Genomic DNA, 23818 nt, shown 5'->3' on the forward strand with positions numbered 1-23818 from the left:
TCATGCCTTCCACTCAAACTCACTAAATGTTGCATCATCTTTTAATGTGTTTTCTACAGCACTAGCCAGTTGCTTAATCATACTTTGCGTTTCGATTTTTTTAAACCAAGGCTGTTCCTCTTCAGCATGCGCATTGATACGGCAAAGCAAATGTCCTTGATCATCAACCTGATCACAGATCACTGAGATTGCCACAGGATGATCATCAAGGCGTACTTCCACTTTTGAGGCTTGTTTTTCTAAATCTGTTTGAAATCCAAAATTGGACAATTTTTCTGACAATAATGTCGTCACATATTGTTGAGCTGCATCACTCGAATTATCGATTTGTGAGTGTGACTGGCAATTTGCACTGAATTGTAATGTTCTCATGACTTTTCATCCAAAGCATTTTTTTGTATAGCTAGAGCATAAGCAATAAATACAAAACAGCCAAGCATTTGCTTGGCCATTGTCATACAAAGTCTAATAAACTTTCGTACTATGCTAAAAACTTCAAATCATCCACATAGTGCACAGCAGCATCTGATCTAAAAATCAGTAAATGATCAATTAATCTTCATTTACATGGATACTTAAACCCGCTTGATTTGCCAGTTGAGTAAATGTTGGGAAACTGGTCGCTACAGTTTCAGTTCCAGTAATCACGATTTCACCCGTATTACGTAGACCCGCCATACTAAAGCTCATTGCAATACGATGATCGTGATGTGATTCGATCTCACCACCACCAAAAATTGCAGACCAATCACCTGCTTTGCCTTTACCTTCAATAATGATGCCATCATCAGTCGGGGTACATTCAACACCTAAAATTTTCAAGCCATCAGCCATCACTTGGATTCGATCAGATTCTTTAACACGAAGCTCTGCTGCTCCAGTTAAAATGGTTTGACCTTCCGCACATGCTGCCGCAATAAATAATGCAGGAAATTCATCAATCGCAAGCGGTACTTGATCTTCAGGCATATGAATACCTTTTAAAGTACGTGTCCCTTTGATATGAATATCTGCAATCGGTTCACCGCCAGCAATACGTTCATTTTCAACCGTTAGGTCAGCGCCCATTTGCTTTAAGATTTCAATCACACCTGTGCGAGTGGGATTGACACCGACCGCTTCAAGAACGACGTCAGAACCTTCGGTGATTGCAGCACCGACCATGAAAAATGCTGCTGAAGAAATATCAGATGGCACTTGGATTGCAGTCGCTGTCAATTTCCCACCACCTTGTAGGGAAATTCGATTGCCTTCAGTTTTCACATCATAACCAAATGCACGAAGCATACGCTCAGTGTGGTCACGAGTCGGCTCAGGTTCAGTCACTGAAGTCTCACCCGCAGCCCAAAGCCCAGCAAGTAAAATACCTGACTTCACCTGTGCAGAAGCCATTGGCAAGTCATAATGAATGCCTTGAAGCTTTTGCTCACCTGTAATCGATACTGGTGGAGTACCTTTTTCACCTGTAGTTTGGATTTGTGCACCCATTTCACGAAGTGGCTTTGCGATACGCTCCATCGGACGTTTTGAAAGTGAGGCATCACCTGTCATCACAGAATCAAAAGCTTGAGCAGAAAGCAAACCAGAAAGTAAGCGCATAGATGTACCAGAGTTCCCCATATAGAGTGCTCCAGTCGGTGCTTTCAAACCATGCATCCCTACACCATGAATAGTGACTTCACCATTTTTTGGTCCTTCGATACTCACACCCATGGTACGGAAAGCTTGCAAAGTTGCCAATGCATCTTCACCTTCCAAAAAGCCTGTCACATGAGTCGTACCTTCAGCAATTGCTCCAAACATGATGGAGCGATGCGATACTGATTTATCGCCTGGCACGGTAAATTTACCTTTAAATGTCTTATTTCCCGGCAAAATGGTAAATTGTTGTGTCACCTTATTTTTCTCCATCAAAGGTTTTTTGGCTAACATATGATTGAAGTGTTGGCGTGCAGCTTGTGCATGCCCCAAAAGTCCCATTAAAGCCTGAGAATTTTCATCTTCAATCAATTGTCGTAATATTTTCAACTGATGTTCAAAACCATCGACTGCATTTAAAATTGCCTTTTTATTGGCAAAGAAAATGTCATGCCACATCTGTGGATCACTGGCTGCGATACGTGAAAAGTCTCGAAATCCACCCGCCGCATAGCGAAAAATATCCAAGTTATCTTCACGATTTGCCAGTTGCTCAACCAAATTAAAAGCCATCAAATGCGGTAAATGACTGGTATGCGCCAAAACCTCATCGTGCTTTTCGACATCCATACAGATTACTTCAGCTTTAGCCGCTTGCCACATCTGTGTCAATTTAGATACAGCTAAAGGTGAGCTACTAGGTAATGGCGTCAATATCACTTTATGATTGGCAAATAAATCAACCTTTCCAGCGTGCACACCCGTATGTTCAGCACCTGCGATCGGATGCCCCGGAACGAAACCCGCCGGTAATGTTTCGCCAAAAACAGCTTTTGCTGCCTCAACCACATTTCCTTTGGTACTACCCACATCAGTGATAATGACATTTTCCGATAGATACGGCTGAATCATTTCCAATACTTTTTGTGTAGCACGAACAGGCAATGCTAAAACCACCAAGTCTGCATTTTTTACAGCTTCAACAGGATCGCTAAATCCCTCAGTGATCAAGCCAAGTTCCAAAGCATCTTGCAAGGTTTTCTTAGAGCGAGTAGAGGCAACAATCGTTGTTGCCAAATGCTCTTGAAGCATGACTCGCGCCAGACTCGAACCAATCAAACCCAAGCCGATAAATGCAACTTTATTAAACAATGTTCCAGACATAATGACTTACAACACCGCCACAGGGTAAGAACCAAGCACACGAACTTCTTTGACCAACGGGCGAATTTCTTCAATCGCTGCTTTTACATTGTCTTGTTCAATATGTCCTTCAAGGTCAATAAAGAACACATAAGCCCATTTTTCAGGCAAAGCAGGACGAGTTTCAATACTGGTCAAGCTTAAATTGTGTTTAGCAAATGGTTGTAAAATCTCAAGTAAAGCACCTGCACGATCATGTGCTGAAACCAATAATGAAGTTTTATCATTGCCACTTTGCGGCACTTTTTCACGACCAATTACAAGGAAACGTGTGGTATTTTCAGGATTATCTTCAATATTACTATGCAATATTTCTAAGTTATAAAGATTTGCAGCCACATCAGATGCAATCGCAGCAGAATGCCATTCATTTCGAATACGACGAGCTGCTTCAGCATTTGAACTTAACGCTACACGCTCCACGCTTGGATAATGCGCATCCAACCATTTACGGCACTGTGCCAAAGTTTGCTGATGTGCATAAATTTGTTTGATACTGTCTTTACGCGTATTTTCAGACACTAAAAATTGGTGATGAATACGCAATTCAACTTCACCAATCACATTGAGATGAGAGGTTTTAAAACAATCTAAAGTATGGTTCACCACACCTTCAGATGAGTTTTCAACAGGCACCAAACCATAATGTGCACTGCCCGCTTCAACTTCACGGAAAACTTCGTCAATTGTAGGTAAAGGACGAATCACAGCGTCATGACCAAAATGTTTTAATACAGCAGAATGGGTATAAGTCCCTTCAGGTCCTAAAAACGCGATGCTTTGTGGTGCTTCAAGTGCCAAACATGCTGACATAATTTCACGGAATAAACGTGCCATTGTCACATCAGAAATAGGACCTTCATTACGTTCCATCACGTTTCTTAATACTTGTGCTTCACGCTCAGGTCGATAAAACAATGGATTCTCTTCAGCGGCAAATTTAGCTTTTGCAACTGCTTCGGCAAGTCTTGCACGACGATTAATAAGTTGCTGAATTTGTTGATCTACAGAATCAATGTCTTGGCGAATTTGACCCAAATCAAGAGAATTTGATGAGTTTTGACCATCATGGACCATTTGTTATGCTGCCCTGTTATTGCGTTGATATCAGGACAGTATAGCAATAGTTGCGTTTAAATTGTTGTCAAATCTTGATTTTAAATATAGATAAAATTTATGTGTCTTATAATTCAAAAAATGGTTTTATTTTCAATGTGAAATACTCGATTTTCAAGATGAAATTTCACATCATTTCTCTGATTTTTATGATTTACTTTAAATCACGATTCACTTACAAAGATTGGCTTGCATGTTTTATTTAAATTTTTAAAACTAAATAAAATATTTTGGGATTTTCCAAATGAAAAAACGTGTTGCGGTACTCGTTACTCATGAGTTTGAAGATGCAGAATATAGCGAACCTGTAGAGGCTTTTCGTGCTGCTCGAAATAGTGTAACCAATATCGAACAACGTGCTGGAAATATTGTCTATGGTAAGCAAAGGAAAATATCAGTAAGTATAGACCGTAGTATTGATGATGCTTCAATCCATGATTTTGATGCGCTGTTAATCCCCGGCGGGGACTCTCCAAGCTCTTTAAAAATAGACGAACGCTTTGTTTATTTTGTTAGGCATTTTGCCAATGCACAAAAACCGATTTTTATGTGTAGCCATAGCCCCATTTTACTGATGCAGGCAGGCGTAATCTTGGGACGACGCATCACCAAGATGCAACATACTTTTCAAGACTTAGAGCAAGCAGGCGCGGTTTTGTTTGATCAAGAAGTCATGAATGATAATAACCTGTATATCTCATCACGCTCCACGCTTGATCTACCTTACTTCATCCAAGAAACCTTAAAAGTCCTTAGACGTTAAATGCCTCAATATGTCGTCAAATATTTTCCACACAAATAAAGTTCTTGCATAAGTCATATTTTGCTCAAATTTGCACTCTCATCATTTTGCTTCAAAACATAATAAAATTTGTAATTAAGGCAGGATGCCGTCCGTTGGTCTAGGGCGTTCCGCATTTTTTAAAGCAGTGCTTTAAAAAATGCTCAGGATGTACGCCCATTTGTTCGACAATGGTTTTCTTGCGAAATATATTTCTCATTTGTCCGAAAACAAAGTAAGAAATATTGTCTACGCAAAGTAAATTAAATGACTCTCGGCAAATGTGACCGTAAGTGGTACTTTCTACCCAGTTATCTGATCATTTTTTATTTATGGAAAAAGTCTAATAAAAGGCAAAAAAAAGAATTGTGATTTTGAGGCCACAATCCGGAGTTAAAACGCTTATTCTAATCTGTTGTTCGATCTTGTTCTATTTTAGAAATAGCGAACTTATTAAAAGTACAAATAACTAAACACAGATAATTAAACTTATTTACCCAAGATCCCACGAGCCACAATCTCTTTCATGATCTCATTGGTTCCGCCATAAATTCGCTGGATACGAGCATCAACAAAGAAACGAGAAATCGGATATTCACTCATATAACCATAACCACCAAAAAGTTGCAGCAAATTATCAGCAACTTTCATTTGCATATCCGAGCTAAAACTTTTAAGTGCTGCAGCCGTTTCAACATCCAACTTTCCTTCTTTATAGAGGGCTAAGTTTTGGTTATAAAACGCTGCCGTCGCCAATTCATCAATTTTCGCTTGCGCTAAAACAAATCGTGTATTTTGGAATTGACCGATTTCTTGACCAAATGCTTTACGTTCTTTGACATATTTAGTGGTGATATCAATCGCACCACGGATCGCACCTAAAGCTGTTGCAGCAATCGAAGTACGCTCACGAGGTAATTCTTGCATAAGATAAACAAATCCTTGCCCTGCTTGTCCTAAAATCTGATTAGCTGGAACTTTGACATTATCAAAAAACAATTCTGAGGTATCTTGAGAATGTAGACCAATTTTTTCCAGATTGGTTCCCTTTTTAAAACCTTCAAGATGTGTATCAACCAAAAGTAAAGAAACACCTTTTGCACGCGCCTGTGGATCAGTTTTCACTGCCAATACCACCAAATCAGCGTGCTGACCATTTGAAATAAATGTTTTTGATCCATTTAATAAATAGTGATCACCCTGCAAAATGGCACTACTACGCATAGCTTGCAAATCTGAACCAGCACCCGGTTCGGTCATACCAATTGCACCAACAACCTCGCCTGCAACCATTTTGGGTAACCAGTACTGTTTTTGCTCTTCAGAAGCGATATGCAAGATATAAGGTGCTGCAATTTCAGAATGACATGAAATCGCAGTCGATAATGAAGCAAATCCTGCACGTGCAGATTCTTCAACCAGCATCAAAGAATATTCGGTCGGTACACCGTAACCTCCATATTCTTCTGGAACATCAACACATAAAAAACCATTTTCACCCAACAATGACCAAACCGAACGAGGCATTAACCCCTCACGCTCCCACTGATCATAAAATGGTGCAATATGTTCACCCATGAAACGTCTAAAGTTATCGCGAAAAAGTTCCAAATCTGCATCATAGCCAAGCATTATGTTTATTCCTTAAAACTTGTTTTTTTCAATCTCTTTCATCCTAAATAGTTTTCAAAATGAAGTCATGATCTTTGTTCTTATTTTTTAAGTCGCTAAAGCCAATCCTGCTTAAGTCATATTTTATTTGTAACACAATTTTCGAGCTAAAATTGGTGCTTTCTTAGACTATAGTCTTAAAGTGTTTTTCTGCTTTTTTACTTTACATTGACTTTATAGATGTGTTAATTGTTTTAACTTCAAACAAAAATACTTATTTTTCATAATGTTAAACCATTAAGTTGTAATAAAAATCGCGTTATTTTTATATTGAAAAATAATTTTTTTTCTTATCCTTTTTTTGTCTATTTTATTTATAGTTTTTTTGTATTAATAAATTTTCAATAAATCCTCATTATTGCGAACATTATTTCATTTATAGCTATAATTATATTTATAAGTTCAATTCTTGATCAAAAATAAATAACATTTTTTATATTTATTTATTAATAAGTTAAATAAATATATCTTTCATTTTGAACATTTTACGCTCATCTTTTTTTTGAACAAAAGTTATAAAAACATCTTGTGAATAAATAGTATATAAATTGTTTTTCTTTTGTTTATTTATTATTAATTAATATTGGTGAGCAGCAATTCATAATACTTAAAATCGCATCATCAAATTTTTCTGCTTTATCTTTAATTATTTTGTTTCCGTGATATAGAGTATTTCGAAAAAAAATAGTTAATCCAAAGTGTCTGGAATAACGAAATAGGAGTCCGTATGGAGATTCAACTCGAGGGAAATTCCCTTCCTCCAAAGAAACAAAAGTTTTATCAAATTCTCTATGTACAAGTGATATTTGCTATCATTGTAGGTATTTTAATCGGTCACTTTTGGCCGGATTTGGGTAAAAGCTTGCAACCTTTAGGTGTTGCATTTATTAATCTTGTAAAAATGATTATTGCACCTGTTATCTTCCTTACAGTGGTAACAGGGATCTCCAGTATGAAGCATATGGGGGCTGTAGGACGAGTTGCGGGTAAAGCAATGCTTTATTTCATCACGTTCTCTACACTGGCTTTAATCATCGGGATGATCGTTGCAAACGTAGTTCAACCTGGTAGTGGTTTAAATATTGACCCTCACGTTTTAGAAGCAAGTAAAGATGCAACTAAGATCTCTGGTTATGTAGAAAAAGCGCATGAAAGCACAATTACTGGCTTTCTAATGAACATTATTCCGACAACATTGGTCAGTCCACTTGTTGCTGGTGACATTCTTCAAGTGTTGTTTGTTGCTGTTCTTTTTGGTTTGTCTTTGGCAGCGATTGGCGCTAAAGGTCAACCTATCGTGGACTTTTTAAACAACCTGACTGCGCCTATTTTCCACTTGGTCGGTATGCTCATGAAATTTGCACCGATCGGCGCGTTTGGTGCAATGGCTTATACTATTGGTGCTTTTGGTCTAAAAAGTGTCGGTAACTTGATGTTCCTGATTTTAACTTTCTATATCACAGCATTTTTATTCGTTGCAATCGTATTAGGCGCTGTTGCCAAATATAACGGCTTTTCTATCTTTGCATTGATGCGTTATATCAAAGACGAATTGTGGTTAGTACTCGGTACAAGTTCTTCAGAAGCCGCATTACCATCTTTGATGAGTAAAATGGAAAAAGCAGGTTGTGAAAAATCAGTAGTTGGTTTGGTGATTCCTACAGGTTATTCATTTAACCTTGATGGAACCAACATCTACATGACTCTTGCTGCATTATTTATTGCTCAAGCGATGAATATCGATCTTTCTCTCGGCGAACAAGTGTTATTACTTTTAGTTGCAATGATTTCTTCTAAAGGTGCCGCAGGTGTAACAGGTGCAGGCTTTATTACCCTTGCAGCAACACTCGCAGTTGTACCAAGTGTCCCTGTAATCGGTATGATGTTGATCTTAGGTATTGACCGCTTTATGTCTGAATGTCGTGCTTTAACCAACTTGGTTGGTAATGCATGTGCAACAATCGTAGTTTCTCGTTGGGAAAATGCGTTGGACAAAGAACAACTTGATCGTGTGTTAAATCATAAAGAATCTGATGCAGGTTAATATTCACAGTAAAAGCTAAGCTCGTGCTAGCCATTAAAATGTGAATGTTGCACTTCTCATGAGAATCTAAGATTTATAAAAGGAAGCAAATTTGCTTCCTTTTTTTGGCTTAATATTTTGAAAATATGAACAAAAGCTTTTAAATGTGGCATAGTGTTGCTGGATTTTTTTATTGTGCTTTGATCGCTATGAATAACAAACGTAATCTTTATCAAGACTTTGAACATCCTTTTGCGCAGTTTATCCGTATCATTGGTAAAGGTAAAAACGGTGCAAGATCATTGACTTTTGAAGAAGCGTATCAAGCATTTTCCATGATTTTAAATGATGAAGTCTTAGATGTTCAGCTCGGTGCTTTTTTAATGCTACTTCGCGTTAAAGAAGAGTCCGTCGATGAGCTCACGGGTTTTGTCAAAGCAACCAAAGATCAGTTAAAGTTTGAACCGATGCACGTCGATCTAGACTGGTCATCTTATGCAGGAAAGCGTAAACATTTTCCGTGGTTTATCTTGTCGGCACTCACTTTAGCTAAACACGGCTATAAAATCGTGATGCATGGCGCATCTGGACATACCATCAATCGTGTTTATACCGAACAAGTCTTGGAGTTTTTAGGTTATCCGATTTGCCAAAATCAAAACGATGTCCAAACTCAGCTACAACAATCCAATTTTGCTTATCTACCATTGCATGTGATTTCACCGATTTTAAGTGAATTGATTGCATTACGAAATGTTATGGGCTTACGTTCCCCTATCCATACATTGGCCCGCCTGATCAACCCTTTTGATGCTAAAGCAACGATGCAAGCCATTTTCCACCCTGCCTATCGTAGCTCTCATCAGCAGGCAGCCTTCCAACTCGGCTATCAAAATAGTGCCGTGATCAAAGGTGAAGGTGGAGAATTTGAGCGTAATCCTGATGCTAAGACACTCATTTGTGGGATTAAAAATGGTGAATTGTATGAGCATGAATTGCCGAAACTCACAGATAGCCGCAGCCCAACCGAAGAAGAACTTGATCTCAATATTTTTAAAGCAGTTTGGCAGGGTCAAGCACAGCATGAATATGGTGAAATAGCTGTTATCGAAACCATGGGCATTGCGCTTTATACCATGCAGGTATGCGATAGCTTTGAAAAAAGTATGCTGAAAGCTAAAGAATTGTGGGAAACAAGACGATAAGAGACTATTTTCTTTTATTCTAATACGGCGAAACCCAAGGGTTGTTCATACAAACACATTGGCTACGTGACAAGGCAGGATGCCGTTCGTGTGCAAGGGCTACAGGATGTATGCCCATTTGCTACATGGTGGTTTTGTTACTTTTGCCCTGCCAAAAGTAAAGCGAATTGCCTACGAAAATCATTTAGAATCATAATGAAAAGGCTTAGCTGTATGATGATCGTATCTTTAATTCCATTAAAATATTCTAAACTTAATTACAAAAATGTCTTATTTTTCTGACGTTTTGAGTATATTTAAAAAGTTCGCTATTTCCTACAAAAAAACCATTCATCAAGAATGGTTTTTCATTTGCAATATGCTGGTGATTAGACAAAACGGATCGGTTTAAATTCTGGCTCATGTAAGTGGTGATCATCTTCACACACTTCACCTTCTTCTTTTTTACCTTTATCGATATAGCCTGTACGCTGTTTCTCATCAACATGTTGATGTTCCCAAGCAATCACTGCTTGCATACAAATTTGACGTTGCTCTGCTGTTAAAGCAACACCGTTTGGCCATTTACCAATTTCAATGGCTGTTTTTAAACGCTCAACAATATCAGCATCTAAAACGGCAAGCATTTGTTCTACATTCATGATCAATCCTGCTGCTGTAATGAGTCGAAATCTTGGTTCCACCCGAGTTTTGTACGACAAGCCATATAGAAGTCATAACCCGGTGGATGCAATAATGATAATTTAAATGGATGCTTGCGGATATGCAAACTATCACCGACATTTAATGAAACACTGTGTTGCCCGTCAGCACTGACCATAGGCAAGACACGATTTTCTCTTATTTCAATCTTGATCTCACTTTGTCCACCCACCACAATCGGACGCGAAGACAAAGTATGAGGATGCATAGGCACCAATGCGATCGCATCCATACTTGGATGTAAAATAGGACCGCCGCCTGAAAGTGCATAAGCCGTAGAGCCTGTCGGAGTCGACACAATCAAGCCATCACTATGCTGACGGTAAACATATTGACCATCAATATAGAGGTCAAAATCAATCATATGAACCGATTTTCCAGAATGCAAAACCACATCGTTAAGCGCAATTGCATCATAAATCGTTTGGTTACTTGAGCGTACTTCCATTTCCAACAAGAAACGGCGATCAAGCTGAAACTCACCTTTTAAAACTTGATCAAGTTTAAAAATCACTTCGGTCGGCTTAATGTCTGTCAAAAAGCCCAAACGACCACGGTTAATCCCAATCACAGGCGTATTGTATTTAACTAAAACACGAGCTGCATGCAGCAAAGATCCATCACCACCGACGACGATGACCAAATCCACCACTTCACCGAGTAAATGACGGCTAACCGTTTGAGTATCAGTATAAGGAACAAGTTTGGCAGTTTCAGTATCAAATACAGGATGTAAACCTATGCTTAATAAATGATCATGAATAAGACATAACGTATCAACGACTGAAGATTTGTCAGGACGTCCAATCAGTCCAATATTTCTAAATGATTTAGCTGAGATTTGCACCTAAAGCACGGCTCCGTTACGATTCAGGCATATCATAACATTAATGACCTTGATTTAAAAAAACATTTAAATGACAAAATGCATCACATTTGTATCTGTATTTTTATTTTATTCACAGATTAATCATTGCAAAATGATGAAAAGCTTCGCATGATTAACGCAATAATCAGGGGATTATTTATTATATATGAAGGTTCAACGCGGTATTGGTTTTGTTGCGCTCATCTTTTCAATATTGGTGATTGTCGCATTTTTGGCATTTAGTGCTTATTTAATTCGTTTGGATAATATTATCCGAGATAAATTTGAAGGGAAACGTTGGGATATCCCAGCGAAGGTTTTTGCCCGCCCTTTAGAAATATATGCCAATGCACCAATTTCTTCTGCTGATTTTCAACAAGAGCTCAACATGCTCGGTTATAAAAAATCAGAAAGTTATGAAAAATCTGGCCATTATGTCAGTGATGGCACTTCACTTTATATCCATACGCGTGGCTTTGATTATGGAGATAATGTTGATCCTGAACAAGTCATCCAAGTCAGCTTCAATGGTGAACAAATCGCTGATGTCAAAGCAACCAAGCCGAATAGTACAGGTATGGTCCGACTTGAGCCTTTGCTGATCGGTGGGATCTACCCTCAGCATAACGAAGATCGTGTGCTCATCAAACTTAACAAAGTTCCAAAAACTTTGATTGAAGCTTTGATTTCAACAGAAGACCGCAATTTTTATAAGCATCACGGGATTTCATTCCGAGGTACAGCACGCGCTTTAGTGAGTAATGTCACAGGTGGAAAACGTCAAGGTGGTTCGACCCTTACCCAACAGTTGATCAAGAATTTTTATTTAACCCCTGAAAAAACCTTGAAACGTAAAGTCAATGAAGCACTGATGTCTTTGTTGCTTGAGCTTCATTATAGTAAAGATGAAATTTTAGAAGCCTATCTAAACGAAGTAAATTTAGGTCAAAACGGTAATTATTCTGTTAATGGTTATGGTTTGGCAGCCCAATATTATTTTGGTTTACCATTACGTGAACTCAATATCGCACAACAAGCGTATTTGGTTGGTTTGGTACAAGGTCCGACTCTATATAACCCATGGAGAAATCCAGAAGGTGCATTGAACCGTCGTAATGTTGTTTTAAACAACATGTTGGTGATGGGTTATTTAACTCAAGATCAATATGATAAGGAAGTTGCTCGTCCATTAGGTGTGGTGACAAAACCAACTTTGGGTACTTCCCGTTTCCCAGACTTCTTGGATGTTGTCCGTCGTCAACTCAAAACTGAATATCAAGAATCAGATTTGACCAATCAAGGCCTACGTATTTTTACGACACTTGATCCAATTGAACAAACTAAAGTTCAAGATGCATTTAGATCAACTGTATCTCGACTTGCGGGTTCAACTCGTCTAAAAGATTTACAGGGTGCTGTGATTGTCAGTCGACCTGAAAATGGTGAGCTTGAAGCCGTTGTAGGCTCTACACAAGACTTTACTGGTTTTAATCGTGCTATTGATGCCAAACGCCAAGTTGGCTCTCTACTCAAACCAGTGATTTATTTGAGTGCAATCGAATCTGGACGTTATAACTGGGCGTCAAAAATTGAAGATGAACCGATTAGCGTTTCAGTTGAAGGCAAAACGTGGACACCGAAAAATTATAGCGGTGGTGGGCACGGCATTGTTCCTATGGCACAAGCACTGGCAAACTCATATAACCTTGCAGCAGTCCGTGTAGGTCAAGAGTTTGGTGTAGCGACATTTAGTAATAACTTGAAGAAATTTGGTGTGACATCCAACATTCCAAACTACCCATCTATCTTCCTTGGTGCGGTGGATATGTCTCCAATGGAAGTCATGAGTATTTATGGTAACTTTGCTACTGGCGGCTTTAAATATCCAATTAAATCAATTCGTTCAGTTGTCGATTCCAATGGTCGTGTACTAGATCGTTTTGGTTTAAATGTACAACAAACCATAGACCCTTCTGCAGCGTATATTTTAAATTATGGCTTACAACAAGTCATGAGTAATGGTACGGGTAAGGCTGCTTATAGTGTAATGCCGAGTGAATTAAAGCTTTCAGGTAAATCTGGTACCACAAATGATACACGTGATTCGTGGTTTGCAGGCTATTCAGGCAATCATGTTGCTGTGGTATGGCTTGGACTAGATAACAACAAAGTGACTGGTTTGACAGGATCTTCAGGCGCACTACCTGTCTGGATGAATGTCATGAAACAATTAAAGCAAAAACCGGTCAATATTCGTCAGCCTGATTCTGTGCAATGGCAATGGATCGATACCAATTCTGGTTATCTATCGGCACAAGGCTGTGAAGGTGCGATGTACATTCCATTATTGAGTAATACAGTACCCACTCGCGCAACGGAATGTGGTTTACCGCATTATCAAGTTGAACCGACTTATGATCCAAACGCTGAAACTTCAGCACCAGCAAGCAATGATTCAGATAGCTATATTCGTGACAGTGAAAATAACATGGATCAAGACCTATCTAATCGCGCAATGTAGAAAAGCTCCCTCCTTTACCAAAGGAGGGTTGGGGTGGATTCATAAACCTTTAACTGATCAAAAGGCAAATCAGTTAAAAATTATTAACACAATCTTTTAAATCTCCCCTAACCCCTCTTTAAAAAACTCCCTCCTTTATCAAAGGAGGGCTGGGGTGGATTCATAAACCTTTAACTGATCAAAAGGCAAATCAGTTAAAAATTATTAACACAATCTTTTAATCTCCCCTAACCCCTCTTTAAAAAAGAGGGGAACTAACAGTAATAAATGTTTTTTGTTATAAAAGCTCCCTCCTTTATCAAAGGAGGGCTGGGGTGGATTCATAAACCTTTAACTGATCAAAAGGCAAATCAGTTGAAAATTATTGACTCAATCTTTTAATCTCCCCTAACCCCTCTTTAAAAAAGATGGGGAACTCACTATAAATAAATATTTTAGTTATAAAAGCTCCCTCCTTTATCAAAGGAGGGCTGGGGTGGATTCATAAACCTTTAACTGATTAAAATACTGATCAGTTAAAAATTATTGACCCAATCTTTTAATCTCCCCTAGCCCCTCTTTAAAAAGAGGGGAACTCACTGTAAATAAATATTTTAGTTATAAAAGCTCCCTGTTGGGGGTGGATTCAAAGAATCTATAGCTAAACACCGTACATCACTTACATGGGTTTGTTATCAAATTTGTTAATATTAAAAGTGATTCGGTTCAATTTTCAGCATTTCTCAGGTATAACGATGATCTTGTTATCATTTTAATACTAGGAAAAAGCGCTTATGTTTGTAAAAAAAGGCATACTGATAAGCAGTCTACTGATCTTAGTTGGCTGTCAAACCACACCTGAACCTAAGCAAACAAAGCCACAAGCGACCCAAGAAAAGCCTGTTCAAAAAGGTATACCCACACCTGATGGTGTAAAAATAACACCTTATGATCAAGGGGAAATCTCTAAACAAAGTCTTCCTAAGCCATCAAAGCCTGCACCACCTAAAATCATCGTGCCAAAACAACAAGTAGCGCAACAACACATCGATGATGGCACTTCCTTAGTTCCCTATCGCAACACGATTGCCGAGGCGAATAAAGCTTTAAAAGCTGCAAAATGGGATGATGCTGAAAAACATGCATTACAAGCACAAAGACTTGCACCACAAGCTGCCGAGCCCTTTTTATATCTCGCCTTAATCTCAGAACATCGTAATCAAAATACTAATGCAGAATCGCTTGCACGTCGTGGTTTAAGCTATGCGCAGACACCCCCAATGAAGCGTGAACTCTGGAAAGTGATTTTAAACTCTGCAACTAAGCAAAAAAATACCAAAGTGATTACTGAAGCACAAAGCCATTTAAAAGCACTGTAGCTTTTAAGGCTTTGCACTTTAGATCCATCACTTATTGTTCGGCTTAGGCAGTGGAAAGGATTGATTAAAAACTTCGAATACCAGCCACACCATAAGCATGATGTTTTTGCGCTATTTCCAAGTCTTGAGGATTTAAACCGCCCATAGCAAATACAGGAATGTCTGACATCTCCGCCAGTGCAGCAAATTGCTCCCAGCCCAAAGGATTGGCATCTGGATGCGTTTGGGTAGCCTGAACAGGGCTAAGCAGCAATGCATCAAAACCAAGCTGATTGGCACGCTGAATCGACACAGCATCATGGCAAGCAGCGATACAACGTATAGCCACAGGCAAATCACCTTTATTTAATTCAAATAATTGTGATTGTTTAAAATGAATCGCCGCAACATATTTTTGTTGATGAATATTTAATTTTTTCCAAATATCGATATTGACGATCAATTTGCTCAGCTCATTTTCAGTTAAGGCTTCTAAGGCCTCATTTTCAATGTCTTGCTCAGTCCGCCAATACAACCAAGTATCTTGATTTAAATGAGCAAGTTGGGACAAATCATTGCTAATTTTTATAAAATGAGCCCAAATCAATCGAGAGATGATATTGATATTTGCTTTTGGAAAATTCAAATCCAATAACTTTTCACGACTATACCAATTCCATGGCTGCTGAATATCTTTTAAATACTGGCGAGGGACTTGAGCATGAAATAGATGCAATGTTACTTCGAGATCATCATATTCATGATGGATCACATCAAATGCATGCCAAGTCTGAATACCTACGCCGACTTCTTCAAAAATTTCACGGCGACACGCCTGTTCAATGCTCTCACCTACTTCAACTTTTCCACCAGGAAATTCGTATTTATTCCCTTGATGCTGATTTTCATTGCGCCAGCCGACTAACACTTTTCCTTGGTGAAACAATAAAGCGATCGCAACATGAATGGATGGTTTTGACATGATCATTCAACACAAAATATTTTATGAAATTGTAAGCAATAATCATTTTTTTTGAAATGATAAAAATTATCGTTGACAGGCCTATTCGATAATGATTATCATTTAAAACAATTTCAAACCACCCTCGCTGGAGTAGCAAAATGAACGCACCTTTTAACTTCTTTACTCGTAACAATGAAGCTCACCACGCATTACCAATGCTTCATTCAAATAATCTGTTTGCGCTTGGACGTGAAATCCGCATCATGCATGCAGGTGAAGAATATCGCCTACGCCTGACTCGAAATAACCGCCTCATTCTTACCAAATAACAATAATAACAATTGTTATAATAAGAAAGGTGGAAATAAGTAGTACAAATCAGCGCGTACTACTTTTAGGCATCGAGCGTCCCAAAGGCTGAAATGAAAATATAATAAAATTTCAGTTTTGCTTTAGTACCCATATTTAATCATTAGAAAAATTGAGTTGCACTTTGAGTCCGTGATATTCAGAAGGCGAAAACTGAATGGAGGCATGGTGCAACTCAATTATTTTTTTGCAAATCGACAGGCCTAAACCACTGCCCTGAGTTTTGGTTCCCAGTGCACGATAAAAGCGTTCACCTAAACGATTGATGACTTGTTCTGTTAATTTTTTTCCATCATCTTCTATCGTTAAAATACTGTTTTGTTGATCAGAATTTAAATGGACATAAATATTGCCACCAAATTCTGCATAACGAATCGCATTATCGAGAAGATTTCTTATACAAATATAAATAAGTTCTTGGTTTGCCCTTATCTCACTTGGCATAATTTCAAGGTGAAATTGAATTTTTTTCTGCTCAGCAAATGGTGCCAAAGCGCTCATTACTTCATCAATAAGCTGCGGTAAATATACTTTTGTCATCACCACTTGAGTCGATTGTGTTGGATCTAAACGTGCCAACATAATTAAATTTTCTAAAATCCGTGTGCCGCGATCCACATCTTGTTGTATTTGAATTAGATCTTGCTTGATTTCTGGTGCGACATCCGAATATTTTCGCTTTAACACTTGTAAACGCATTTGTATGGCAGACAATGGTGAACGTAGTTCATGAGATGCATCAGCAGTAAAACGCTGCTCTCGAATCAAGGCATCTTCCAAACGTGCTAAAAGTTGATTCAATTGCTTGATCATCGGCTGTAGTTCTTCTAACTCTGGTTCTTTTTGTTGGATAGGACTTAAATCTTCAGCATTTTTTTCAGAAATTTCACGTGATAACTGATGAAGTGTTTGGAATTGTCTTTTTATAGAAAAATGCGTGATCAACCATTGCAAACACCATAAAAACAACAACACAGCGGTATAGCCTAAAAAACTTTGTAGCATTTCCTCAAAGCGAACATGCAGTGGCTGTAAAACCTGCACCTGCATATTGTGATCTTCATTCTTGGCATGATAACTACGCCAGATTCTTTTTTTATACCAAATATATGAATATTCATCTTTTTGAGTGATAAATTGATCTTGTGGAAAACTATATTGAGTAGATTGAGTCAGCACGTGTTGATTCATTCTTAATTGATATTCAATATCAAACTCACTGCTTAACTCATCGACTTGCTGACCAGAATTTGCTGTGAGATCTGAAATTAATAACATGTCAGAGATTTCATCCATAATCTCATCTTGAACTGACATGGTCTGATAGATAGAAATCCCAACCAATAAAATCAAAGCAATCACTCCCGCTACAACAGAGCCTAACATTGAAGTCTGAAGCAATTTTCGCTGTAACGAGATCGTTTTTGCCATAATTCTAGTTTTCCTGATTCATGCGATAGCCCAGACCACGAATCGTCTTGATACTTTGGTTGCCTATTTTCTTTCGTAATTGATAAATAAAAACCTCTATTGCATTACTCTCAATCTCATCACCCCAAGCATAGAGTGATTCCTCCAATTGCTCCCGTGTAACAATATGCTGAGGGTTTTGCATAAGCTTATGTAATATTTGGTATTCTTTTGCTGCGCAGATTCAAATCCCAAGTGCAACACACTTGTAGTTAGTTGAAAAAGTTAGGTGTATTCATAGAATCATTAGACTTTTTCAACTCGCAATTGGAAAGCACACAATGAAGAAATACACCCAACTTTCTCAAGATGAAAGATACGAAATTTATGCTACTTTGAAAAGTAAAAGTTCAATCGCTAGCCTTGCTCGGGAGTTAGGGCGTTCACGATCAACCATCTACCGTGAGTTAAAAAGAAATACTGGGCAACGTGGATATAGAGCTCAACAGGCAGCGAAATTTGCAAGTCAAAGACGGTACCATCCTTCATCATCCATGACAGCATTTGCCTTCGCTTATATTGATTACTTAATTGGCTTAGACTGGTCACCAGAACAAATTTCAGGTGCTTTAACACAACGCGGTTGGCTGGATGTACCTTCACATGAGTGGATTTACCAGCACATTTATCAAGATAAATCACAAGGAGGTAACCTCCATCTACACTTAAGGCATCAGAAGAAATATCGAAAACGAGGTTACAAAAACACGGATCGTAGAGGGCAAATCATTGATAAAACAAGTATTCATTGCCGAGACCAGGTCATTGATCAGCGACAACGTTTAGGAGATTTCGAAGGTGATACGGTGATTGGTAAACATCATAAAGGAGCTTTATTAACCCTCGTTGATCGAAAGAGCCTGTACGTACATATTGTTCATTTAGGGTCAACGAGAGCATCCTCTAAAACGATTACTTGTGCATTAGATCGTTTACGAATGAGCCATGCTTATAGTGTAACATTTGATAATGGAAAGGAATTTGCCGAACACAAAAGAATTACTGATGTCGGCATAGATACTTATTTTGCTGATCCTTACAAGTCTATTCAGCGAGCTAGAAATGAAAATACGAATGGTTTAATCCGGCAATATCTGCCAAAATCATCATCGTTTGATGACGTGTCAAACGATGAAATAGAGCAGATAGAATTTTCACTCAACCATCGTCCTAGAAAAACACTAGGCTGGTATACGCCAAGTGAAGTTATGGCTGGTTTTTATACTGTTGCACTTGCTGCTTGAATCCGCCCTGTTAAATGAACAACTTGGTCATCTTTATAGAGTATTTTCGCTTGAGTATCTAGACGTAAATGATCAAAAATAATCTGAGAATCAACTGAAACTTGTTGTTGTCTAATCTGACTTCTCACCCTCGCAGATAATTCTTCAAGACTAAAAGGTTTGACCAAATAATCATTTGCTCCCAGATCTAATCCTTCAACCCGATCATGAATACTATCTTTTGCAGTGATGAAGATCACTGGCGTACTGATATGGTGGCTACGCAATTTTTTTAAAATTTCCTCTCCACTGGCTTTCGGCATATTTCGATCAAGTAAAATACAATCATATTGATGTTGCTCAATCGCCAAAATTGCATGATCACCCCTCTCGACCCAATCTACATTGTAGCCATCCATTTCCAGCCAAGTTTTTATACTTTCTGCTTGTGATTGATCATCTTCAGCGAGCAATATTCTCATGTTTTATCTCATATCAATATGCTTTATAGATGCACTATAGGGGCTTGATCCTAAAAGTTAAAGTCAATCGTAGATCACTCAATAAATCCTGTAGTAAAAAGAAAACCACATCAGCTATGTGGTTTTCTTTATGAAAAATTTTGTCTAATTAAAATTTAACTTGTTCTACATCGATTTCTACACGCTTCATCGGTTTATAGTCAATATCTACTTCACCAATAAGCGTCACTGGTGTATTTGCAGCAATAGGACGACCTTGCCAAAGTTCATCATCTATATCAACGGTAATCGAGCCAGTATTATCGCGAAATTGATATTTTTCATCGCCGATGGACTTAACCACATGACCTCGAAGTTGGACTTTACTGTCATCTTTCATATTTAATGCGTTTTTAACTGTAGTAACTGTAGGTGCAATGGCAGTTTGATTAACTGCTGTATTTGCGATTGCAAAAGTGCTTGTTGCAACAAGAGTACTCACCAATAAAATTTTATTTAATGCCTTCATTTTTTTTACCTTTATCACATGATTGTTTCGATAAAGTCATTAAATCAAAGAAAGATGAGGCGAATCTTAAGATGTCTAAATTTAGCCCCTATACACCATTCTCAAAAGCTTTACATCACTCTCGTATTATTTTTAGAAAAAAAAATTGGATTAAAAGGGTTTGTTTATTCGTAAGAAGTGAATGAATCCAAAATAATGAATATCTTTAGCCCTTTTAGAGACTGAAAAATGCGCAATGTTGCACACAATTGATAGTTTTTGTGCTATTAAATGGTTTTTAATATAGATTATTGTTTTTTAAAATATTTAATTTGAGAATTTATAAAAATAATGCAAAATAAAATGAAATTTACACTATAAAAATATAGGAATAGCACCATGAGTATGTTGTCTCTCATTTCTATACATACAATCTCAATCACACAATTTTTGACGATTATTGCGGCTGCGCTTGGTTGTGGGTTATTGATTGGTTTAGAACGTGAAAGAAGTAGACAACGTGAAAATCAGCATAGTTTCGCAGGTTTCCGTTCTTTTGCGATCTGTTCATTACTTGGTGCAATCTGCTTTTTATTCGATCCTATACTCGGTATCGTTGGTGCTATTGTGGTTGGTGGAATTTGTATTATCACCATTAAAAATCAAAAAGAAGACCCAGGTATCACCACTGAAATCGCTTTCTTTTTCACATATTTTATCGGCGCAATGTGTATTTATAATATTACCTTTGCTGCGGCTTTAGCTGTGATATTAACCATATTATTGCTCAGTAAACATAAAATGCACCAATTTGCGGGAAAATGGATCACCGAATCAGAAATTACAGACGGTATATTTTTGTTAGCATTGATCTTGATCGCATTACCTTTAATGCCAAACAAGCCGCTCTGGGGACAAGTCCTCAACCCTTATGTCATCGTTAAACTACTGAGCTTAATCCTTGCCGTTCAAGCCTTAGCACATATAGCCAAGCGACTGATGTCAAAACAAAAAGCGCTGATTTTATCATCAGTAGCATCAGGATTTGTTTCTAGTACAGCGACCATTGCCAATTTGGGTATGCAGGTGCGTGCAGGTCACGCACAAGCCAAATCCAATGCTGGTGCTGCGTTGATGTCCTGTGTCGCAACCTTGTTACAACTGCTCATTATCGTTGCAGGAACGAATCCAGCATGGCTAAAGGTACTCATCGTACCATGCCTATCCGCAACATTAATCTTGATCATTGCAGCACTTTTTTTGATGTACAAATCACAAAACAATGAAAGTGTTTCAGCAGATACAGGGCGGATGTTTAGCCTTAAAGAAGCTGGAATTATTGCGATTACATTGACGTTGATCCAAGCCGGAGTCTATGGTCTAAGTGTACTACTCGGTGATGCTGGCTTACTCGCTGGCACTCTATTGGCTTCATTGTTTGAGGTTCATGGTGCAATGGCATCTGTTGTCATGCAAGGTGATCCTGATCAAACCATCTTATTTTATGCTGTTGTTTTAGGATTAAGTGTGCATGCCTTAGCAAAATGCGTTAATTCTTTCTTAACTGGTGGGCTTAAATTTTTATTATATTTTGCACCTTTTCAAATTTTACATATGGCGGTATTGGTTCTATTGATGTTCGTCATGATCAGATTATAGCGTTTAAAGAATGCAAAGAATCTAAGCCATCTTTAGATGAAATTTAAATAAAATTTATCAAGTTATGCTGTTCAAAAATAAGGCTTCGATCAAAGTTGACCCTGATCTCTCAACTGTTTTATATGATCGATTTCACGATAAATTTCACCCTGCAATTGATCCCTAAACTGATATAAGTCTTCTACAGAATGGATATTTTCAATACTCATTCGAGGTAAAAATTTGAAATAAAATGGAATACGTTTGGGAATAATATTTTTTGGAATTGATGGAATGATTTCACCATGTCTTAAAAATTTACCCAATCGTGGATAACTTAACAGCTTTTGAAACCATTTTTGTTTTAACAATCCATTGGCATCAAAGATCAGATCAAAAACCTCATCACCGCCAATCGCTACAAAGGGTGCAATGTCATAACCAAACTCCTGAGCGAGCTTGATAAATCCATAGCGCTCTTTCCAGATCAGTTGATATTCTTCACCTTTTCGTTTCACCACCTCTCTGCCACCACCCGGAAAAACCAAAATGGAATAGCCTTGTTGCATGGCAAGCTTAGCGTATGCTTGGACACCATCAATTGCGCCAATGCCTTTAACCATTTTCTTCCAAATGGGAATGTGAAAATGCACATGATCAGCGAGGCTCACCACTGCGATTTTGTGTTCATTAAAGAGATAATCAATGATAATGGGTGAGTCAAATACACCATAAATACTGTGATTTCCCACATACATTGCAGGCTTTTCGGGATGGATATTTTCCGAACCAAAAAATTTAGGCTCAAAATAAAAACGCTGCAAACTACTCACCAAACGGATGAGTTTGGCATTATGAGTAATTTTCAAAGTTTTTTTCATCTTCAAATCCTTTGATGATGTATATGATTGATCTTGTTATTTTATTATTGCCTTACAGCACATGGCTATAAGGCAAAATTTGAGACTTTATCGCGACATCAAAGCATTAGACAACATGCTTTTGAACGAGGATTGAACCCACTGAGTAGCCTGCACCAAAAGAACAAAGGACACCGTATTCGCCATCATTCACTTGGTCTTGAGTACGATGCAAGGCAATAATCACCCCAGCCGATGAAGTATTTGCAAATTCATCTAAAATGATAGGAACTAAAGCAGGATCAGCTTCAGCAGCTTGCTTACCTACAACCAGTTTTAAGATAAGCTCATTCATATTGGCATTGGCTTGATGCAACCAGAAACGCTTCACATCCGTTGGTAAAATATTGTTTTTTTCCAATTGCTTAGTAATCATTTTTGCAACTAGAGGACAAACTTCTTTAAACACCTTACGACCATCTTGGCGGAATTGTTTATCATCGCGATGCGTCAATTCTGAAGCATTTAAGAAGCCAAAGTTATTGCGGATATTGTTTGAAAATTGTGTGAATAATTGGGTATCTACAATTTCAAAACCTGTTTTAGTGGTTGTATCTTCGATAATCGAAGCTGTCGCAACATCACCAAAAATAAAGTGACAATCACGTGAACGATAATCTGTGTGACCTGAAGTGATTTCAACATTAACTAAAAGTACTCGACGAGCACCTGTTTTAATCGCATCATAGGCTTGTTTCAAACCAAACGTTGCTGCTGAACAAGCCACATTCATGTCATAAGCATAACCTTGGATACCAAGCTCAGTCTGGATTTCAACCGCTACAGCAGGATAAGCACGTTGTAGATTTGAGCAAGCTAAAATCACAACATCGATATCTTCAGCTGTTACACCTGCATTCTGCATCGCTTGTTTCGCTGCGATGACACCCCATTCAGCTTGGATCGAAAGTTCTTCATCAGTACGTTCTTCTAAACGTGGACGTAAACGATTAATATCCAATACACCTGATTTTTCAATCACATAACGGCGTTTAACACCAGATGCCTTTTCAATAAATTCGGCACTAGAGCCACGACGAGCGACAACTTCACCAGTTTCGATTTTGTCTGCATTATCGTGGTTATACTGTTCCACATAAGCATTCAGGCTTTCTACAAGCTCTTCATTTGTAATAAATTCTTCAGGATGATACAACCCAGTACCTGTGATACGGATGCCCATGTAAAACTCCTTAATAA

19 protein-coding genes and 2 pseudogenes are annotated in these 23818 nt (G+C 38.1%); 8 read left to right on the forward strand and 13 right to left on the reverse strand.

The genetic code is table 11. From position 1 onward, the window contains the following. The 3 genes from F960_RS07405 to pheA all read right to left on the reverse strand — a co-directional run bounded on the left by F960_RS07405 (position 1) and on the right by pheA (position 3918). On the reverse strand, positions 1-372 hold the full coding sequence (locus tag F960_RS07405) for a hypothetical protein (RefSeq protein ID WP_004861571.1): 372 nt from the start codon (positions 370-372) through the stop codon (positions 1-3). Between the two features lie 180 nt (positions 373-552). Beyond that, positions 553-2802 carry a bifunctional prephenate dehydrogenase/3-phosphoshikimate 1-carboxyvinyltransferase gene (locus tag F960_RS07410; RefSeq protein WP_004861574.1) on the reverse strand — a complete coding sequence of 750 codons (2250 nt, stop codon included), beginning with the start codon at positions 2800-2802 and terminating at the stop codon, positions 553-555. 6 nt (positions 2803-2808) lie between these two features. Continuing rightward, the gene (gene pheA, locus F960_RS07415; protein WP_004861576.1) at positions 2809-3918 is read right to left on the reverse strand and encodes a prephenate dehydratase; all 1110 of its coding nucleotides are present in this window, start codon (positions 3916-3918) and stop codon (positions 2809-2811) included. A gap of 283 nt (positions 3919-4201) precedes the next feature. Between pheA and F960_RS07420 the strand changes: the two genes are divergently transcribed. Next, positions 4202-4720, forward strand: a complete 519-nt coding sequence (locus F960_RS07420; protein WP_004861581.1) for a DJ-1/PfpI family protein — start codon at positions 4202-4204, stop codon at positions 4718-4720. A 507-nt stretch (positions 4721-5227) separates the two neighbouring features. On the opposite strand, the gene F960_RS07425 is transcribed toward F960_RS07420, so the two are convergent. Then, the gene (locus F960_RS07425) at positions 5228-6370 is read right to left on the reverse strand and encodes an acyl-CoA dehydrogenase family protein (RefSeq protein WP_004861585.1); all 1143 of its coding nucleotides are present in this window, start codon (positions 6368-6370) and stop codon (positions 5228-5230) included. 766 nt (positions 6371-7136) lie between these two features. Between F960_RS07425 and F960_RS07430 the strand changes: the two genes are divergently transcribed. Together F960_RS07430 and F960_RS07435 are read left to right on the forward strand one after the other, a co-directional pair. Then, positions 7137-8453 carry a dicarboxylate/amino acid:cation symporter gene (locus F960_RS07430; protein ID WP_004861588.1) on the forward strand — a complete coding sequence of 439 codons (1317 nt, stop codon included), beginning with the start codon at positions 7137-7139 and terminating at the stop codon, positions 8451-8453. A 188-nt stretch (positions 8454-8641) separates the two neighbouring features. Beyond that, positions 8642-9637, forward strand: a complete 996-nt coding sequence (locus tag F960_RS07435; RefSeq protein WP_035374010.1) for a glycosyl transferase family protein — start codon at positions 8642-8644, stop codon at positions 9635-9637. Between the two features lie 368 nt (positions 9638-10005). Here the strand turns inward: F960_RS07435 and F960_RS07440 are convergent, their stop codons facing one another. Both F960_RS07440 and F960_RS07445 read right to left on the reverse strand, forming a co-directional pair. Next, positions 10006-10278, reverse strand: a complete 273-nt coding sequence (locus tag F960_RS07440) for a YeaC family protein (protein ID WP_004861593.1) — start codon at positions 10276-10278, stop codon at positions 10006-10008. A 2-nt stretch (positions 10279-10280) separates the two neighbouring features. Next, a complete protein-coding gene (locus F960_RS07445; RefSeq protein ID WP_004861594.1) occupies positions 10281-11186 on the reverse strand; it encodes an NAD(+) kinase in 906 nt (301 codons plus the stop codon). Between the two features lie 187 nt (positions 11187-11373). Between F960_RS07445 and mrcB the strand changes: the two genes are divergently transcribed. After that, complete coding sequence (gene mrcB, locus F960_RS07450; protein ID WP_004861597.1) at positions 11374-13728, forward strand: penicillin-binding protein 1B; 2355 nt, start codon at positions 11374-11376, stop codon at positions 13726-13728. A 773-nt stretch (positions 13729-14501) separates the two neighbouring features. Then, entirely contained in the window at positions 14502-15086 is a 585-nt protein-coding gene (locus F960_RS07455; RefSeq protein WP_004861598.1) for a tetratricopeptide repeat protein, read from the forward strand. A 64-nt stretch (positions 15087-15150) separates the two neighbouring features. On the opposite strand, the gene F960_RS07460 is transcribed toward F960_RS07455, so the two are convergent. Next, on the reverse strand, positions 15151-16047 hold the full coding sequence (locus F960_RS07460; RefSeq protein WP_004861600.1) for an NUDIX domain-containing protein: 897 nt from the start codon (positions 16045-16047) through the stop codon (positions 15151-15153). A 140-nt stretch (positions 16048-16187) separates the two neighbouring features. Between F960_RS07460 and hemP the strand changes: the two genes are divergently transcribed. Beyond that, positions 16188-16358 (forward strand): hemin uptake protein HemP, encoded by a 171-nt coding sequence (gene hemP, locus F960_RS07465; RefSeq protein ID WP_004861602.1) that lies wholly within the window; start codon positions 16188-16190, stop codon positions 16356-16358. A 136-nt stretch (positions 16359-16494) separates the two neighbouring features. On the opposite strand, the gene F960_RS07470 is transcribed toward hemP, so the two are convergent. Then, positions 16495-17829, reverse strand: coding sequence for a sensor histidine kinase (locus tag F960_RS07470; protein WP_004861604.1), 1335 nt, complete (start codon positions 17827-17829; stop codon positions 16495-16497). A gap of 4 nt (positions 17830-17833) precedes the next feature. After that, positions 17834-18043 (reverse strand): annotated as a pseudogene (locus F960_RS07475) (winged helix-turn-helix domain-containing protein); the annotation flags it as partial. A gap of 106 nt (positions 18044-18149) precedes the next feature. Here F960_RS07475 and F960_RS07480 point away from each other — a divergent pair. Next, on the forward strand, positions 18150-19112 hold the full coding sequence (locus F960_RS07480; protein ID WP_004854881.1) for an IS30 family transposase: 963 nt from the start codon (positions 18150-18152) through the stop codon (positions 19110-19112). Positions 19113-19114: 2 nt separating this feature from the next. Here the strand turns inward: F960_RS07480 and F960_RS07485 are convergent. Together F960_RS07485 and F960_RS07490 are read right to left on the reverse strand one after the other, a co-directional pair. After that, a pseudogene (locus F960_RS07485) lies at positions 19115-19573 on the reverse strand (response regulator transcription factor); the annotation flags it as partial. A 148-nt stretch (positions 19574-19721) separates the two neighbouring features. Then, positions 19722-20081 carry a NirD/YgiW/YdeI family stress tolerance protein gene (locus F960_RS07490; RefSeq protein WP_004861609.1) on the reverse strand — a complete coding sequence of 120 codons (360 nt, stop codon included), beginning with the start codon at positions 20079-20081 and terminating at the stop codon, positions 19722-19724. Positions 20082-20459: 378 nt separating this feature from the next. On the opposite strand from F960_RS07490, the gene F960_RS07495 reads away from it, so the two are divergent. Beyond that, a complete protein-coding gene (locus F960_RS07495; RefSeq protein WP_004861611.1) occupies positions 20460-21719 on the forward strand; it encodes an MgtC/SapB family protein in 1260 nt (419 codons plus the stop codon). Positions 21720-21808: 89 nt separating this feature from the next. Here the strand turns inward: F960_RS07495 and F960_RS07500 are convergent, their stop codons facing one another. Next, complete coding sequence (locus F960_RS07500) at positions 21809-22579, reverse strand: lysophospholipid acyltransferase family protein (protein ID WP_004861612.1); 771 nt, start codon at positions 22577-22579, stop codon at positions 21809-21811. A gap of 106 nt (positions 22580-22685) precedes the next feature. Beyond that, positions 22686-23801: a beta-ketoacyl-ACP synthase III gene (locus F960_RS07505; protein ID WP_004861614.1), complete on the reverse strand. Its 1116-nt coding sequence runs from the start codon at positions 23799-23801 to the stop codon at positions 22686-22688. Positions 23802-23818 lie beyond the last annotated feature (17 nt).

This window comes from Acinetobacter gerneri DSM 14967 = CIP 107464 = MTCC 9824, assembly GCF_000368565.1.
Lineage (GTDB): Bacteria > Pseudomonadota > Gammaproteobacteria > Pseudomonadales > Moraxellaceae > Acinetobacter > Acinetobacter gerneri.